Source organism: Pseudocoprococcus catus (genome assembly GCF_019734885.1).
In the GTDB taxonomy this organism is placed as follows: Bacteria; Bacillota; Clostridia; order Lachnospirales; family Lachnospiraceae; genus Coprococcus_A; species Coprococcus_A catus.
This window is the reverse complement of sequence record NZ_JAAXCM010000021.1, coordinates 275,900-292,614: the sequence shown is the minus strand read 5'-3', so window position 1 is coordinate 292,614 and position 16,715 is coordinate 275,900. Positions and strand designations below refer to the sequence as shown.

Annotated in this window: 14 protein-coding genes; 4 read left to right on the top strand and 10 right to left on the bottom strand. The window is 45.7% G+C overall.

From position 1 onward, the window contains the following. Nucleotides 1-58 precede the first annotated feature (58 nt). From HED67_RS05315 to HED67_RS05295, 5 genes are all read right to left on the bottom strand, one after another. A complete protein-coding gene (locus HED67_RS05315) occupies nt 59-874 on the bottom strand; it encodes a metal ABC transporter permease (protein WP_221717733.1) in 816 nt (271 codons plus the stop codon). Beyond that, nucleotides 858-1,568, bottom strand: a complete 711-nt coding sequence (locus HED67_RS05310; RefSeq protein WP_178438367.1) for a metal ABC transporter ATP-binding protein — start codon at nt 1,566-1,568, stop codon at nt 858-860. Before HED67_RS05310 ends, HED67_RS05315 begins: the two co-directional genes overlap by 17 nt. Before the next feature lie 9 nt (nt 1,569-1,577). After that, complete coding sequence (locus tag HED67_RS05305) at nt 1,578-2,579, bottom strand: metal ABC transporter solute-binding protein, Zn/Mn family (RefSeq protein ID WP_246612107.1); 1,002 nt, start codon at nt 2,577-2,579, stop codon at nt 1,578-1,580. Nucleotides 2,580-2,666: 87 nt separating this feature from the next. Beyond that, nucleotides 2,667-3,959: an alkaline phosphatase family protein gene (locus HED67_RS05300; protein WP_221717732.1), complete on the bottom strand. Its 1,293-nt coding sequence runs from the start codon at nt 3,957-3,959 to the stop codon at nt 2,667-2,669. Further along, nucleotides 3,949-5,283, bottom strand: a complete 1,335-nt coding sequence (locus HED67_RS05295; RefSeq protein ID WP_221717731.1) for a replication-associated recombination protein A — start codon at nt 5,281-5,283, stop codon at nt 3,949-3,951. The genes HED67_RS05300 and HED67_RS05295 overlap by 11 nt, the downstream gene beginning before the upstream one ends. Before the next feature lie 198 nt (nt 5,284-5,481). Here HED67_RS05295 and HED67_RS05290 point away from each other — a divergent pair, with 198 nt between their 5' ends. Further along, entirely contained in the window at nt 5,482-6,423 is a 942-nt protein-coding gene (locus tag HED67_RS05290; protein ID WP_178438361.1) for a hypothetical protein, read from the top strand. A 116-nt stretch (nt 6,424-6,539) separates the two neighbouring features. Here the strand turns inward: HED67_RS05290 and pfkA are convergent, their stop codons facing one another. From pfkA to HED67_RS05270, 4 genes are all read right to left on the bottom strand, one after another. Next, nucleotides 6,540-7,514, bottom strand: coding sequence for a 6-phosphofructokinase (gene pfkA, locus HED67_RS05285; protein ID WP_178438359.1), 975 nt, complete (start codon nt 7,512-7,514; stop codon nt 6,540-6,542). Between the two features lie 64 nt (nt 7,515-7,578). After that, on the bottom strand, nt 7,579-10,110 hold the full coding sequence (locus HED67_RS05280; protein WP_221717730.1) for a hypothetical protein: 2,532 nt from the start codon (nt 10,108-10,110) through the stop codon (nt 7,579-7,581). Beyond that, entirely contained in the window at nt 10,097-11,284 is a 1,188-nt protein-coding gene (locus HED67_RS05275; RefSeq protein ID WP_221717729.1) for a class I SAM-dependent methyltransferase, read from the bottom strand. The genes HED67_RS05280 and HED67_RS05275 overlap by 14 nt, the downstream gene beginning before the upstream one ends. Nucleotides 11,285-11,415: 131 nt before the next feature. Next, on the bottom strand, nt 11,416-12,087 hold the full coding sequence (locus HED67_RS05270) for a hypothetical protein (RefSeq protein ID WP_221717728.1): 672 nt from the start codon (nt 12,085-12,087) through the stop codon (nt 11,416-11,418). A gap of 153 nt (nt 12,088-12,240) precedes the next feature. Here HED67_RS05270 and malQ point away from each other — a divergent pair, with 153 nt between their 5' ends. The 3 genes from malQ to HED67_RS05255 all read left to right on the top strand — a co-directional run bounded on the left by malQ (nt 12,241) and on the right by HED67_RS05255 (nt 15,098). Next, nucleotides 12,241-13,782, top strand: coding sequence for a 4-alpha-glucanotransferase (gene malQ, locus HED67_RS05265; RefSeq protein WP_178438351.1), 1,542 nt, complete (start codon nt 12,241-12,243; stop codon nt 13,780-13,782). Further along, entirely contained in the window at nt 13,779-14,519 is a 741-nt protein-coding gene (locus HED67_RS05260; protein ID WP_221717727.1) for a lysophospholipid acyltransferase family protein, read from the top strand. The genes malQ and HED67_RS05260 overlap by 4 nt, the downstream gene beginning before the upstream one ends. 99 nt (nt 14,520-14,618) lie before the next feature. Further along, nucleotides 14,619-15,098: a hypothetical protein gene (locus HED67_RS05255; protein ID WP_260702692.1), complete on the top strand. Its 480-nt coding sequence runs from the start codon at nt 14,619-14,621 to the stop codon at nt 15,096-15,098. A gap of 219 nt (nt 15,099-15,317) precedes the next feature. On the opposite strand, the gene HED67_RS05250 is transcribed toward HED67_RS05255, so the two are convergent. Then, nucleotides 15,318-16,697 (bottom strand): CCA tRNA nucleotidyltransferase, encoded by a 1,380-nt coding sequence (locus HED67_RS05250; protein ID WP_178441281.1) that lies wholly within the window; start codon nt 16,695-16,697, stop codon nt 15,318-15,320. Nucleotides 16,698-16,715 lie beyond the last annotated feature (18 nt).

Below are 16,715 nucleotides of genomic sequence, written 5' to 3'. Positions count from 1 at the left end.
ACTCCATAAAATACCAGTACAAAAATCTTACTTTTTTATAACTTGTACTCAAATTAGCTTATTTGCCCCGCAATTTGTTAAAAATCGTCACCGTCACAAGAAGAAGCAAATTGATAATAACAATACTTGCACCTGTCGGCAAATTTATCTCAAATGACAAAGCAAGTCCTGCCAGAAAACAGATCACAGATAAAAAAACAGACAGTACAGCCACTGCTTTAAAACTGATGACAAGTTTACGTGCAATGACTGCCGGAAAAATAATCAGGCTGGATATCAGTAAACTTCCCATCATTCTCATACCCATGACGACTGTAAGTGCTGTAAGAAGCGCAATCAGGAACTGGTAAAAGCCAACATTTATGCCGCTCGCTTTCGCAAAATTCTCATCGAAAGTAATCAGAAATAATCGATTGTAAAACAAGATAAAAAGCACCAAAATGACAATAGAAAGAACAACACTAAAAACAACATCATCCCTGCTCATCGCCAAAATACTGCCGAACATGTAGCCATTCACATCGACATTAAAACCGCTGCTCATCGCTGTAATAATAACACCAATGGACAAAGCGCCTGTTGCCACCATGCCTATTGCTGTATCTCCGCCGGTTTTGGACCGCTGTGACCAAAACATGATCAGGCAGGCTGCAACAACAACAATCGGAATAGATACGGCCATCACCGGCAATCCCAGAGCAACTGCCAGTGAAGTGGATGCGAATCCCACATCACCAAGCCCATGTCCGATCAGTGAATACTGCTTCAGTACAAGGATTACACCAAGTAAAGCCGCACAAAGTGAAATCATCACACCTGCTGCAATGGCTCTCTGCACAAAAGGATATGACAATGCCTCAATTAACTGTGTCATGATAATGTCCTCCCTCCTCTGCACATCGTCTGCACCAGGCATCATGATCACCATCAAACTCAACTGTCTGATTCATCATAATGATATGACTGGCATATTGTTCAACCTGATCAAGATCATGGGAAACCATCAGGATCGTTACCCCCTGCTCCTTGTTGATATGATCGATCAGGCTGTAAAACTCTGCTGTAATTGCAGGATCCAGTCCTGCACAAGGTTCATCCAGAATTAAAAGCTTCGGTTCCCGGCACAATGCCCGTGCCAGGAGCACACGCTGCTTCTGACCGCCTGAAAGATTACCAATCCTGTAATCTGCCAGATCCGATATGCTCAACATCTCCATAGCTTCCGCAGCCTTCTTTTTATCTTCCCGCGTATAAAACGGAAAGCGTCTGGCAGATCGCTGCATTCCGGTCAGAACCACCTCTCTGACAGTTGCCGGAAAATCCCGCTCAATCTCTGTAATCTGAGACAAATAAGCATACTGCTCTGGTGAAAGCTGATGAATCACCTGTCCCGATGTAATCGGTACCAGGCCTACAATCCCCTTCACCAGAGTACTCTTACCCGAACCATTGCTGCCTATAATGCAGGCATATTCTCCTGCTTCTATCTTGAAGGATGCATGTTCAACAGCAACCCTCTTGTCATCACTGTAGATGACCGACACATCTTTTACTTCAAGAATCGTCATCTCTTCCTCCTACTCCAATGCCTTCCTCAGTGTATCAGCATTCTGCTGCATAAGATCAATAAATGTTATCCCGGATTCAAATTCATCTTTTGCCACGTTGTGACAGGTTGAAAACATCAGCATCTGCGCCCCTGTTGCGTCTGCAATCGCTCTGGCCACATTCGGCGTTGAGAGTTCTTCATATAAAATATACTTTACATGGTGTTCTTTCATGTAATTGATCACATCCGCCATCTGCGCCATACTCGGTTCTGTGTCAGCCGAACAGCTGTCATAAACACTCTCGTATTCAAGCCCATATCCGTGAATAAAATAACCATATGCAAAACGACCGCCAAATACAATATCCCTGCGGCTGCCTTCTGATACAATTTCTTTCAGCTCCGCATCCAATGCATTCAGCTTCTCTATATAAGCTTCGGCATTGGCCTGATAAACTTCCTTATGCTCCGGATCTGCTTTACAGAAAGCATCCTCAATATTGCGAACCATCTGCACGGCATTCTGCATATCGAGCCATATATGCGGATCATACGTATGTTCATGGTGATGTCCGGCATGATCATGGCTGTTCTCATCTTCGTGGGCCGAAGCCTCCTCAGAATCAGCATGCTCATGTTCTTCATCCTCTTCCTTCATCATAGAAACACCAGATGAAGCATCTACCACCTGTACCTTCGTCATATCTACACTGTCTGCCAGCTCCTGAGCCCATGGCTCCATCTCTGCGCCTGTGTAGATAAACATATCTGCCTCAGATATTCTGATCATATCTCCCGGTGTAGGATCATACATATGACTCTCCATTCCCGGAAGCAGCACAAGACTCACATCTGCATATTCTCCTCCAATCTGTCTGGCAAAATCATATTGAGGAAACAGAGTCGTCACAACCGTCAGCTTACCTGATGATGTCTCATTCCCGGCCGATATATTCCTGCCGCATCCTGTCATCATCATCATCAGAAAACATATAACGATTCCAAAAACTAAATATATTCTTCTCTTCATTTCACACTCGCCTTCCTTAATGGAACTAAGTTTCATTAAGGAATGATACAATGATATCAGGCAAATGTCAACAAAAAAATCCCGATTTTATTGATTTTTGAATATCTCATGCAGAATCCTGCCGTCTGCATCAGGTAATGAAAGTCCCATAATCTCAGCCATCGTCGGCCCCTCATCCAGCAAAGACATCTCTTCAATCTCCATCCCCGGAATAATGTCAGGTCCCACAGCCATAAAAATGGTTTGATAGTCTTTTCTGTCCGGATGAAAACCATGAGTTGCTCTCTGAATGTCCGGAATCTCTGCTGTATCCAATTCATTCTGAAAATAAAAGCCGCGTCTTGCCTCCAGCATAAATGTACATTCAGGATCCGCTCCCAACTCTTTTGCTTTCTTTGAAGAATAAATCGCAGCAATACCATTATCCGGATCATTCTTCATGGCACACAGCCAGTCATAAACACCGTTCTTGACACGGAGATACTCGTCCCGATCCATGCCTTCCTTCTTAATATAGATATAAGCGGAGCCATCGCAATTCTGGCAATAGGCTTTCCATTCTGTCACTCTGCCATTCTGAACCTTGAGATACCCCTGTTCACGAAGGAGTTTATTGATCAATATCACATTCCGAACATCCAATTGACTGTGATCTCCCAATATAATCACCGTTGTATCCCGCTTAACGGACATTCTGTTCTGATGGAGCAGATGCATCAACTCGCCGATTCTCTCATCATGACGCTTGATTGCGGCAGCGGCTTCCTCTGAATGAACACCATAATGATGCCGCTGTGTATCAAGATCTGTAAAATGGACCAGTGTCAGATCCGGACGATAGGTTTTGAGCGTATACTTCAAGGATGCATGAACAAAGTTATCCAGCGCCGGCTGTCTGATACCATCACGAAGCCTGCCGAACCTATGATTGAGCATCAGCTGATAACCGACTGTCCCATTCGCCGCAGATGTCAATATCTGATTCGTCCATCTGCGGTTGGCAAATATCTCCGGAAGATTCCACGTAATCTCAGACTTCGCAGTCACCGGCCACAGAAGTGCTGCCACATGCTTCCCCTGTTTCAGTACCTCATCATATAATGTCGTTCCCCGTATATAATTCCGCTGCCAGTACCAGTCCGGCGATGACCGTTCCGGCTGCAGCAGAATATTGTTCACAATACCATGATGTGCCGGTGTGCGTCCCGTCACAATCGATGTATGTGCCGGATAGGTTAAAGATGGATAAACTGACCGAACCTGTCGGCAGCATGCCGCATGCCGGATAAATTTCTTAAAATTCGGCAATTTGGAGAACATATCAAAGTCTATACTGCTCAGGGCATCCAGTGAAACAACGATCAAACGCTTACTCTTCATTCACATCTCCTCCTTTGATTCGCTGCAGATGCTCCTTCATCACCTTCTCATAGCCAAGATCTCCCATATGATAGAACTTCTTGTCTCTGAAAGCATCCGGCAGATACTGTTGCTTCACATAATGGTTCGGATAATCATGGGCATACTTATAGCCTATACCATGTCCAAGCTTCGCAGCTCCGCCGTAATGCGCATCCTGAAGATACGGAGGTACCGGTGCCGCCTGGGTAGAACGTACCAACGCCATCGCTTCATCAATCGCCACAATCGAAGCATTACTTTTCGGCGCACAGGCCACATAAGCAGCTGCCTGCGCCAGCGTGATCCGTGCTTCAGGCATTCCAAGCCGTTCTACAGCCTGTGACGCTGCCACTGCCACCTGCAGAGCCTGCGGATCGGCATTCCCTACATCCTCAGATGCACAGATCATAATCCGTCTGGCTATAAAAGCCGGTTCTTCTCCTGCATACAGCATTCTGGCCAGATAATAGACGGCAGCATCCGGATCCGATCCCCTCATACTCTTGATAAACGCAGAAATTGTATCGTAATGATTGTCACCATTCTTGTCATAGCGCATCACACGGCGCTGAATGCATTCTGATGCCACTTGAATGGTAATATGGATCTTCCCATCCCCTGATGGCTCTGTTGTCAAAACCCCCAGCTCCACTGCATTCAATGCCATTCGCGCATCACCGCCGGACATATCTGCAAGAAAATCCACAGCCTCATCTGTAATCTCTGCCCCGTAACTTCCCATACCACGTTCATCATCATAGACGGCACGCCTGAGCAGCACCTTAATATCATCAACTGATAACGGTTTCAATTCAAATATAACAGATCTTGAAATCAAAGCCCCATTCACTTCAAAATACGGATTCTCAGTTGTCGCACCGATCAGGATCAATGTTCCATCCTCCACAAAAGGCAGCAGGTAATCCTGCTGACTCTTATTAAACCGATGAATCTCGTCCACAAACAGAATTGTCCGCCTACCGTACATGCCCATGCGATCCTTCGCTTCCTGAACCACCTGCTCCATGTCCTTCTTGCCGGCTACCGTTGCATTGATCTGGGTAAATGAAGCGCTGGTTGTATTGGCAATGACCTTCGCAATGGTTGTCTTGCCTGTTCCCGGCGGTCCATATAAGATGATCGAACTCAGCTTATCTGCCTTGATGGCACGATACAGCATCTTATCCCGTCCGATAATATGCTGCTGACCGACAATCTCATCCAGGGTTCTCGGACGCAGTCTCGATGCCAACGGCGACTCTTTCTCCATTTTATCTTCTCTCATATAATCAAATAAATCCATGACAACCTCCATATAAAAAATCTTATCATAAATTCCAAAAAGAAACAAGTGTTCTACTTTTTTATTTCTTTTGCTGTTTATAAACCTTTTATAAAAGTTTACACTCAATTTATTGAACATTTCCGTCAAATCCTGTATGATGTTTAGTAAATATGTTAGTGTAAAGGCGTATACTGCTTTCAGAAAGGAAGACCATCTATGGCTGGTTTTTTAACTCATTATTTATTCGGAATGGAATCCTGTGACATCCTTTCCGATAATTATATCCGTGAAGTCATCAAAAATAATAACCATGCTTTTCTTCTGGGACTGCAGGGAAATAATCTGCTTTCCTTTAATCCCCATACTTTATCCAAGCGCGGTCTGTCCTATCGTACGGCTTCCATGACAATGCGCAATCAGGAATATGCTGCATTTTTTAATAATATGTTGGACACTTTAAGCGGCATGGGTGATCAGGAACGTGATATCTGCATCGCATATATGGCAGGCTATCTTTGCTTTTTTGCCATTGACCAGTCTGCTTCCCCTTACATCCTTTTCAGAGTCTGGCAGGATCTTCCGGCCAAATCAACATCTTCACGTATGATGTCCCACCGTCGAAAGGTCGAGACAACCATTGACACGGTACTTCTTCGAAGCCGGTGCCATATGGAACCTTCACAGCTCAATTTTGAAGCGCTGACTTTTGCCAGCAGAAAGGATCTGTCCGCCATCGCTTATCTGATGCGTCAGACGATTCAGACAACTTATAAATACCGCATCCCGATGTCAGAGATCAGCAATGGTGTCAAAAATCTGCGCCGGCAGAATATCCACATCCGCCCGGATGCACATTTTTACCATTTTTTAAGATACAAAATTGAAGGCAGCTTTCCTCTTCTCCCTTCCCACAGGGCGAAGATTTATCAGGACTATCAGTCCGATGAGCAGGACTATATGAATACTGAAAAGCACCCATGGTATACTTATCCGGGATGTCCTGAAGCCTCTTACCTGTCCTTTGAAGAAATTTTTGAACAGGCACTCCAGAACAGCCACCAGCTTCTTGAAAATCTGGACAGCTGTCTTGCATGGGACATGGATCGCGAAGACCTCATCAACAGCATCATTCATATGAATCCTTATCCGTCAATCTAAAACAGGATTCAGATCTATCACCTATCAAAATGCAGACAGCCCGAATCTTTTACAAAATTCGGGCTGTCTGCATTTTAATTTACGCGGGCAACTTGCAAAGTATGTTTCATCTCATTTTAGTACATAACCATGAGACGACTGATCAGGAACTGATACTCATCGATGGTTTTTTTCATGGATAATGCCTCATCAATATCAAAGTCTGTAAACTGACCGGCTTTATAGGCAATCACTCTGTTGGTAGCTCCGCTGGACAGCAGGTCAACTGCATAGGCCCCCATGGTAGATGCATAGACTCTGTCTTTTGCTGTCGGTGAACCGCCACGCTGGATATGTCCGAGAATAGTGGCTCTTGTCTCGATGCCTGTAGCCGTTTCAATACGTTTTGCCAGACGGTTAGAGTCACCGATTCCTTCTGCATTGATAACAACATGATGCTTTTTGCCTTTTAAGCGGTTTGAAAGAATGGTCTCGATCAGATCCTGCTCATCAAACTGCTCTTTTTCAGGGATCAGAATACCGTCCGCACCATTAGCAATCTCACACCACAGTGCAATATATCCGGCATTTCGTCCCATAACCTCAATAATACTGCAGCGCTCATGGGACATAGACGTATCTTTGATCTTATCAATGGCTTCAACCGCTGTATTGACAGCTGTATCAAAACCAATCGTGTAATCCGTACAGGCAATATCCAGATCGATCGTTCCCGGAATACCGATGGTATTAATACCAAGGGCTGACAATTTCTGTGCACCTCTGAAGGATCCATCGCCGCCAATCACGATCAGGCCGTCAATTCCATGCTTTTTGAGAATCTCTGCCGCTTTCTGCTGCCCCTCTTCTGTCATAAATTCCTTGCATCTTGCCGTATAAAGCATCGTACCTCCCCGACGCATGATCTCGGATACGCTCTGCTTGTCCATGTCTATAATCTCTTCATTAAGCAGCCCCGCATAACCGCGCATAATGCCCTTGACATTTAAACCGCTGGCAATCGCTGTGCGGACAATCGCACGGATCGCTGCATTCATACCCGGTGCATCACCGCCGCTTGTTAAAACGCCAATTGTTTTAATTTCTCCCATCTCTGTTTCCTCCCTGTCTGAACTTTGCTGTCCGCTTTGCAGACATTCATACCATCTATCACTATCAATCCATATAACTGTAATAAACTTTGCCGTATTGCTTGAACAATGTCTCTGCCGCCGACTGAGACATACTTGAGACCTCTCCTGTAACAGGATCTGCCAGCCATACAGCGTTTGTATCATACGCTGTGATCAGCGCATAATCGCTGTCTGATATCTTCACAGCCACCAGTCGGTCTCTGTAAACAAAATGCAGAACATCTGTCAGCTCCAGACCTGTCAGGTCAATGGTCTCTGCCGGAAGTGCATCTGACATTGCTGCAAATAACGGTTGCGAATCATCCACTTCTGATTTCAGCTCCCAGCCTTCGTAGCTTGCAATCTTGTTGATCAGAATCTGATTGATGCCCGTCTGACTGTCCGCCTTATCAATACTGTCAATATTCAGATCCCAGATATAAGCTCTGCCGGCTCTCTGCCACAGAACCTGTTTATGACTGGTCATAATTGTTCCGGCATAAGTATTGCCGTACTCAACAGCCTCCTGGATCGTATTAAATGATGCTGCCATGCGTCCCTTTGTATACACATAATACTGCATTTCCACATTGTCCGAGGACTCATACTTCTTGGAAATATCATATCCCGGATCAAGATATCTGGCAATCTGTGTGATTGGTACAAAACTGTCTGATGTTCCAAGATACAGCCAGTTCTGTATACCCCTTGTACCGTCTTTGAGTCTGTCCACATAAACTGTACTGTCTGACGCTTCAATATTGCGGATGATATAGTCTTCTCCATCATCCTCATAATCTGTATAATCACCATTTGAAACAGCTTTGGCAAGTTTCATGGAAATATTGCCCTCGCTGATTGTCAGGCGCATCACGTAATCTCCTGATTTACTGTAGCTTTTCACATCATTCAGCTGTCCATCCACAATGTGTATCTCGCTGACAGGTGCCTGAATAACCCCCGTAGAATCTTCTTTTACAAGGTCCGGATCAATCAGTCCGTATACCAGATCTTCTCCGGCATAGCCCAAAGGTGTGATCAACTGACCACTGCCGCTGATCGTCTGCTCTTTGCCTGTATTCAAATCTATAAGCTTTAAACTGTCGCCGCCGTAATCATTGCCGCCCTCGCTCATGACAAAAATGCCTTTATCAGAAGCTGTGCAATTACTGCTGTTCAGATTATCCCAGACTTTCTCCATCCTTCCAAGGGATACATCAATTTTATAAACACAGTCTTCCAGCATCAGATAAGCCTCGTTATTGCTGTTCATATAAGCCAGCTCCTCAAGACCGCTTCTCATCTGCTCGAAGCCTTTATCAAAAGGTATAAAGATCATTTCTTCCAGCATGACATCTCCGTGACTGAAATGATTGACCATAATGCCTTCTCTGCCCTCATAATTTCCCGAGTGCATATAGCCGTAAACAATAAAATATAAATCGCCGGTATCCGGATCTGCGTGAATGACCTTGATTTCACAATCATCTTCATGACCGCAATTATGACCCTCATCCGCATCCGCATAGACTTTCGTCAAAATCTTGTTGGTGCCGTCATAAAGCCACAGCTGTCCATTGGAAACAATATACGTATACTGCTGCTCCTGTGTTCCGTAAACGGCATACTGAACATCATCCGCACTGCCGATACCTAATCGAAGTGCACCACTATCTATGCTGACCTCCGACAAATTCATATCCTCTGACATCTGTCTCTCAAAATCCAGCAAATAAATCTTGGAATCTGTCCATCTTAATCGATAATATTCTTTCACATTATAAAAAGTATTGAGATCATCCGCCGAAGACTCTATGGCATAAGACAGTGTAAAGGCAGCAGTCTCTGTATTGATCTCTTTCAGCCGGATCGACACTTCACTTGTTCTATAAGGCTCCATACTGCCCCATGTCACTACATCCGCTGACGAATATAATGTCACAAGACTCATATCTGCACTGGAGGCGGATGAAGAAGTTTCAAGATAACTGCTGATATCATCCATACTATCCTTATTGAAAGTTGCCTCATTAAAATCCAAAACAAACTTCAATTTCTCCGCCACTTTCAAATCCGACCCATAACGTACTCTTGTATAATAGTGGTAAACCGTTCCCTTATCATCTGTCAGCATGATATGCAGGCAATACTCTCTATTGGAATACAGATTATTTTTGAAAAGGATCTGCATCTGCACCATTGCATTGGCATTCTCAAGATTCGTACACTCTCCAGATTCAACCACTTCTGTGTACTGATCGTTATACAACTCATAACTTGCCGATGAAATGTTATGATCATACGTACTCATACTCAGGTTAATGGTTTTACTCTCCCCCACCGGTGTCAATGTATCACGGTAATAACCAGCATCCACCGGCTCTGTATAGCCATGCATCTCATTGATAAACTGCCCGCCTGTCTTCACATAAAGCACAGGCAGACTTGCTTTGGTCTGCTGCAGTTCACCGCTTACTGTCCCGCTATTTAAAACAAAACTGCTGACACAGACAGAGACAATAAACGCCGCCAGATAAGCCAGGAACGTCAGTATGATTTTCTTAGTCCTGCTCATAAGCCGTCTCCCCTTCCATTTCATTGAAAAGTTTTTCAAGAGTCAGCTCTGCACCAAAGAAATCTCTGCATGCCCTGTATCTGTCTTCCTGCTGTTTTCTTGCGGCTTTCGGCAGGAGTCCCTTTGACTTCACCGCACGGATGAGAATATTCTTCGGTGTATGTTCCATATCTATAAATTCAAGCAGCTGTGTCTTATATCCCTTCATTTCAAGCAGCTGGCCCCGCATGGCATCTGTCATAAGTGCTGCCGTACGCTCCCTGATCAGTCCGTATTGAAACGCTCCTGACAATGTCTCACACTGTATCCTCTGATTCAGTTCATGCTGACAGCAGGGCACAGATAAAATCACTGAGGCATGCCATTTGACAGCCTTGTATAATGCATAATCTGTCGCGGTATCGCAGGCATGAAGCGTCACAACCATATCCACTTCATCTGTACCGTTATAATCAGCAATGTCACCGCATAAAAATTGCAGACCATCATAACCATACCTCTCTGCCAGCGACTGACAGTCTTCGATGACCTTTTTCTTCAGATCCAGCCCGGTAATCCGGATATCATAATGCTTTAAAACCTTCAAATAATAATACATGGCAAATGTAAGATAAGATTTGCCGCATCCGAAATCAATGATATGCACCGTCCGGTCTGTCGGAAGTTCCGGAAGTATGTCTTCAATAAACTCCAGAAACCGGTTAATCTGCCGATACTTATCATATCGTGTTCTGACAATCTTCCCGCTTTCCGTCATAACCCCCAGATCAACCATAAAAGGGACTTTCGTTCCCTCTTCAATAATATACTTCTTCTTACGGTTATGCTCCAGATTCTGCGGACCGGCACAGACCATCTTCCTGGTTTTGATAGTTAATTTTCCTTTTTTGCTGGCCAGAACCGTCACCATCTCATCCTGTGTTCTGATCTGTGCCTGCCTGAAATCATTCATGATCCATCCGGCAGCCGACTGCGCGGCTTCCTCTGCTGTCAAATTCTCATGAAAAACCTGTTTGTCTGTATATTTGGACACCTGAAAATACAGGATATCCCTGATCACGACAGGCCGTATCTTAATCTTTAAAAACTCTCCGCCGCCTCTTGCTCCGCTGATAACCATGTCCACCAAAAGCGACGTCAGTACCCGTTTTAATAATTCTTCTATCTGATTCATCTAAACACCTTATCTGTATTTTAAGAAACGCCGGAGTTCCGCAGAGCACCGGCGCAATGTCTGATAACTATGATTCAATTCTATAGTTTAACATAACATTTTCCGTCTGTAAATTATGCTGAAACATTTTCTTAATAATTTCTGCGGTTCATCTGCTGATAACGCCACCTTCTGTGATGCATTTCACTCAACAGTATCATCTGTATTATTTCTTCCACACAGCTGCTCCATGTCTGATCCTCATTCTGTCCATTCTCCGATTCAGGCATTACAAGAAGTGTCGGTTCATTTTCCTGAACCACAGCAATAATTTCTTTCACTACCTGCTCCACTGCAATCCGGTCCGGATAAGCATCAAACATCAGACTATTTTCATATTCAAGGCGATCTGCCGCATCTTCAATATAAGTCATCAGTTTTCTTGCTGTATTCGGATATAACTGTTTCATATACAGCCAGTCTTCCTCCATCTGCCCCGGTTCCTGTATATCAGCCATATACAAATCCTCCGACTCCGCAGTTTTTTCAGTCTCACAGACCCTCCCCGACGGACACAGTCTCGGCATTTCCCGGGCTTCCGATGACATTCGCCGATGATCCGGATAAGGCGGTCTGCCATTTCCCGGCGGTGGCGGCGGTCCCCACGGTCTCTGATAAGGCGGTCGGCCAGCCCCCGGCGGTGGCGGTCCCCATGGTCCCGGATAAGGCGGTCGGTCATTTCCCGGCGGTGGCGGCGGTCCCCATGGATCTCTGTAAGGCGGTCTGCCGCACGGCGGACAATTCCGATTATAATTATATGCCATTTGTTTTTCCCCCTGCTGATAGGCTTCTGATTATAGACTATGCATTAATTCATTTATCGTGTATAATAAATAAGAAATCCATATCAGGATCTGACAATGAGTCCTGAATCCAAACTATATTTTGAACGATCAACAACTGGGAGGTAATCAATCATGAATGTTCAGGAAATAAAAAAGGCGCCCCGTCCGCGCTACAGCGGCATCCTTGTTCATCCGACTTCTTTCCCGAGCCCTTACGGCATCGGTGATCTCGGTGATAGTGCCTATGCCTTTATCGACTTTTTATATGACGCCGGACAGACTCTGTGGCAGTGTCTGCCATTAGGACCGACAGGTTTCGGCGACTCGCCCTATCAGGCTTTTTCGGCATTTGCCGGCCAACCGCTGCTCATCAGCCCGGATCTGCTGCTGAAGGACGGTCTTCTTGAGAAGGATGACCTGGCCGACGTACCGGATTTCAACGATTATTCTGTTGAATACGGCAATGTGATCACTTATAAGACTGCTCTGCTCCGCAAGGCCTGTGCACATTTTACTGCATCGGAAGACAAAGCTCTTCATAAAGCTTTCAACCACTTCTGCCGCACTGAAAAGGACTGGCTGGAAGACTATGCTTTATTTATGTCTCTCAAAGATCTGCATCAGGGCCGTTCCTGGCATGAATGGGAGCCTCAGTATCAGGTTCTGGATACCAGGACCCGGAAGGCCGCACTGACCGAACTGGCCGACAGCATCACTTACTATCAGTTTATTCAGTTTATTTTCTTCAAACAGTGGCATGAATTGAAACTTTACGCCAACAAAAAGGGCATCTCCGTCATCGGTGATATTCCTATCTTTGTTTCACCGGACAGTGCCGATGTCTGGGCGAACCAGTCTCTGTTCAAGCTTGACAGCAAAGGCTTCCCGACAGCTGTTGCCGGTGTACCGCCGGATTATTTTTCAAAAACCGGTCAGCTCTGGGGCAATCCGCTCTACAATTGGGCAGAACACAAAAAAACCGGTTATGCATGGTGGATCTCCCGTATCCGTCAGCAGCTCCAGCTTGTAGATTATCTGCGTATTGATCATTTCCGCGGTTTTGAAGCTTACTGGTCTGTCCCGTATGGCGATGAAACAGCTATCAATGGCAAATGGGTCAAGGGCCCGGGGACTTCCCTTTTCCGTGCAATCGAGAAGGAACTTGGCAAAGACCTTCCGATTTTTGCAGAAGATCTCGGTGTGATCACCCCGCAGGTTGAGAAGCTCCGTGATACCTTCCATTTCCCGGGCATGAAGGTACTTCAGTTTGCCTTCAATGACACCGCAGAAAGCGATTTTCTGCCTTATCTCTACCCCGAAAACTGTATCTGCTACACAGGTACCCATGACAATGATACAACGGTTGGCTGGTATCTTGAACTGGATGAGAAATACCGCGACAAGGTCCGCCGATATATGAACTGTGACGGAAGCAATATTCACTGGGATTTCATCCGTACAGCCCTTGGCTCCACAGCCCGCTATGCGATCTTCCCCCTTCAGGATCTCTTCGGTTTCGGAAGTGACTGCCGTATGAATACGCCGGGTGCTGCGGCGGGCAACTGGGCATGGCGCTACACTGCGGACAGACTCTCACCGGAACTGGCGGAAGCACTGAAGACCACCAGCGAAGTTTACGGCCGTGACCGTGCACGTATGGAGGTCCACGCATGATTCGTACAATCCTTGTCCTTTTGTTCCTGCTCTGCTTCTTCATTATCAGCATCCCGCTGTACCTGATTGAGGCCATCATCGGACATTTCGACATCCATAAGAAGGAACGCAGTTCTTTTGTCATTGTCACAACGGCACTGAAGATCATTATCTGGCTCTCCGGTATTCATCTGATTGTCAAAGGCCAGGAAAAAGTCCCAAAGGATCAAGCGGTCCTCTATGTTTCCAATCATCGAAGCTATTTCGATATCGTGACATTGTACCCCCTGACCAACAATACCACCGGTTTTGTAGCCAAGAAAGAGCTGGAGCGGATTCCTTTTATCCGACGCTGGATGCGCTATATGAACTGCCAGTTCCTTGACCGTGAGAATATAAAGGAAGGTTTAAAGACCATCCTAAACTGTATCGCCACTGTCAAAGGCGGCTGTTCCATCTGCATCTTCCCGGAAGGTACACGTACCCCGGGGGATGACATGCTGGAATTTAAGGAAGGCAGCTTCAAGATCGCCGAAAAATCCGGCTGTCTGATCATCCCAGTAGCTATTACCAATACGGAAAATGTTTTTGAAAACCACATTCCATTTATCAAAGCTTCCACTGTTGTCATTGAATTCGGTGACCCCATCGATCTTAAAGCCATGCCGAAGGAGGAACGCCGACATATCGGCAGCCAGGTTCAAGGCATCATCGGCGGTATGCTGAAAGAAAACAGCCTTGCTAATGTCGAATCCTGACAATAACTTATTTTTTTCTTAAAAAACTATTTCTTTTTTGGCAAAAAAATGCTACACTTAAATTCGATTGATTTGAAATGTATTAAAGGAGGAAGTAACGTGACAATAGCACCTATTGCAGCCCTTGGCACCGCATGGATCGTCACTCTGGTTATTCTTGCCATTTTGATTGTCTTACTGGTTATCGTTGGTGTATGGGGAAACAAGCAGCAGAAGAAATCAGCAGATGCTCAGCAGCAGCTTCAGGATGCTGCCCAGCCAATGACATTGCTGGTTATTGATAAAAAGCGCATGAAGATCAGCGAGGCCAATCTTCCGAAGGTTGTCATCGACAACGTACCGAAGATGATGCGCCGTTCCAAGGTTCCGATCGTTAAGGCTAAGGTCGGTCCGCGTATCATGACATTCATGTGTGATGAGAAGGTTTTTGATATGATTCCTGTGAAACAGGAGATCAGAGCCATGGTCGGCGGTATCTACATTCTCAGTGTAAAGAGCTTGAGAGGCCCTGCACTGGTGGCACCACCGAAGAAGACTTTCTGGCAGAAAGTCAAAGGCAAATTCAGCAAAGCCGAATAAAAATCATTAACTGTCGGATTTTTCGAAATCCGGCAGTTTTTTTATGTCAGACGCTTCGCAGCTCAATTATCTGATGGGTGCCGCCTTAGAATATCAATAAAAGGTAAAAAAACATATTCAACACAGGCACGTTCGCACTGCCAGTTTCGGGCAACGCGAGTGTGCCTGTATTGAAGGGTCTATTTTAAGTCCTGATATCAACTCCCTGATGGCCGCACTCTACATAAAGAAGTCCTCTTTTGGTGTGAATACTGCCGGATCGTCTTTGAGTTCGGCTGCCTTTGCCAGCAGTTTGTCTTTCTTGTTCAATTCCGGATCGTCGATGACGGCCTCTGTCAGTTTATCCAATACTGCTCCAAGCAGCGGTCCCGGTTCGATGCCGGCCCTGATCAGATCCAGTCCGCCGATAGCCAACTGACGCACGGTAAAGCACTGCCCTTCTGAGATCACTCTGTGATATGTTTTCTCTTTCGCCGCCAGTAAAGCCAGTTTGTCCGGAATGACTGCCGGATTCTTTGCCTCGATATCAGCATGCTGGACTTTGATGAAATCCTCAAAGATGTCCTGTCCGACTCTGTTTAATGCTCTTCTGACACTGACTTCGGAAGCATCGTACTTCAGTCCGTGCCATTTCACAAGGCGCACAACCTTTGTCCGGGTATCGTTGTCGAATTTCAGTCTGCGCATAATCTTCTCAGCATAAGCGGCACTGACCTCCGGATGCTTATAAAAAATCTCACGCCCGCCTTTAACCACCTTTTTCACATCCGGCTTGCCAAAGTCGTGCATCAGCATGGTGAGACGTAGCACTTTGTCCGGCACAATATTCATCATCGCCCGAAGGGTATGTTCTTCCACATCATAAATATGGTTCGGCGTGTGCTGACTGACACCCCGGATTCTGTCATATTCCGGCAGAACAACCGCTGTAATACCAAGATCACAGGCCAGACGCATGTATTCGGGATGGTCCGACACAAGAATCTTCACCAGTTCCATCTGTATACGCTCGGCACTGATATTCTCAAGCTGCTGTGCCTTCTCTGTAATCGCTGCTTTTGTCGGTCCATCAATTTCAAAACCAAGCTGTGCAGAAAAACGAACTGCACGCATAATGCGCAGAGCATCCTCATCAAAGCGTTCCTGAGGCACACCGACACAGCGGATAATCTTTCTTGTCAAATCGCCGATACCGTCAAAGGCATCCACAATTCCTTTATCCGGATTGTACGCCATAGCATTAATCGTAAAATCGCGGCGCTTTAAATCCTCTAAAAGCTGGCTGGTAAATCGGACTTCTTTCGGATGACGACTGTCCTCATACTCTCCGTCAATGCGGTACGTTGTAACTTCATAACCTTCTTTGCCTACCATCACCGTCACTGTACCATGCTCAATTCCCGTATCAATGGTATGAGCGAATACGGCCTTTACCTGTTCCGGCCTTGCGGATGTGGTAATATCCCAATCTTTCGGTTCACGACCAAGCAGACTGTCCCTTACACAGCCTCCTACCACATAGGCTTCATATCCCGCCTCAGATAATCCCTTTAAAATTACTGCGGCATTCTCAGGAATTCTCATCGATAATCTCTCCATAAAATCCTCTCCCTCATC

Coding starts and splice junctions, on each gene's coding strand:
- HED67_RS05315 (WP_221717733.1), bottom strand. CDS start 874: ATGACACAGTTAATTGAGGCATTGTCATATCCTTTTGTGCAGAGAGCC.
- HED67_RS05310 (WP_178438367.1), bottom strand. CDS start 1,568: ATGACGATTCTTGAAGTAAAAGATGTGTCGGTCATCTACAGTGATGAC.
- HED67_RS05305 (WP_246612107.1), bottom strand. CDS start 2,579: ATGAAGAGAAGAATATATTTAGTTTTTGGAATCGTTATATGTTTTCTG.
- HED67_RS05300 (WP_221717732.1), bottom strand. CDS start 3,959: ATGAAGAGTAAGCGTTTGATCGTTGTTTCACTGGATGCCCTGAGCAGT.
- HED67_RS05295 (WP_221717731.1), bottom strand. CDS start 5,283: ATGGATTTATTTGATTATATGAGAGAAGATAAAATGGAGAAAGAGTCG.
- HED67_RS05290 (WP_178438361.1), top strand. CDS start 5,482: ATGGCTGGTTTTTTAACTCATTATTTATTCGGAATGGAATCCTGTGAC.
- pfkA (WP_178438359.1), bottom strand. CDS start 7,514: ATGGGAGAAATTAAAACAATTGGCGTTTTAACAAGCGGCGGTGATGCA.
- HED67_RS05280 (WP_221717730.1), bottom strand. CDS start 10,110: ATGAGCAGGACTAAGAAAATCATACTGACGTTCCTGGCTTATCTGGCG.
- HED67_RS05275 (WP_221717729.1), bottom strand. CDS start 11,284: ATGAATCAGATAGAAGAATTATTAAAACGGGTACTGACGTCGCTTTTG.
- HED67_RS05270 (WP_221717728.1), bottom strand. CDS start 12,087: ATGGCATATAATTATAATCGGAATTGTCCGCCGTGCGGCAGACCGCCT.
- malQ (WP_178438351.1), top strand. CDS start 12,241: ATGAATGTTCAGGAAATAAAAAAGGCGCCCCGTCCGCGCTACAGCGGC.
- HED67_RS05260 (WP_221717727.1), top strand. CDS start 13,779: ATGATTCGTACAATCCTTGTCCTTTTGTTCCTGCTCTGCTTCTTCATT.
- HED67_RS05250 (WP_178441281.1), bottom strand. CDS start 16,697: ATGGAGAGATTATCGATGAGAATTCCTGAGAATGCCGCAGTAATTTTA.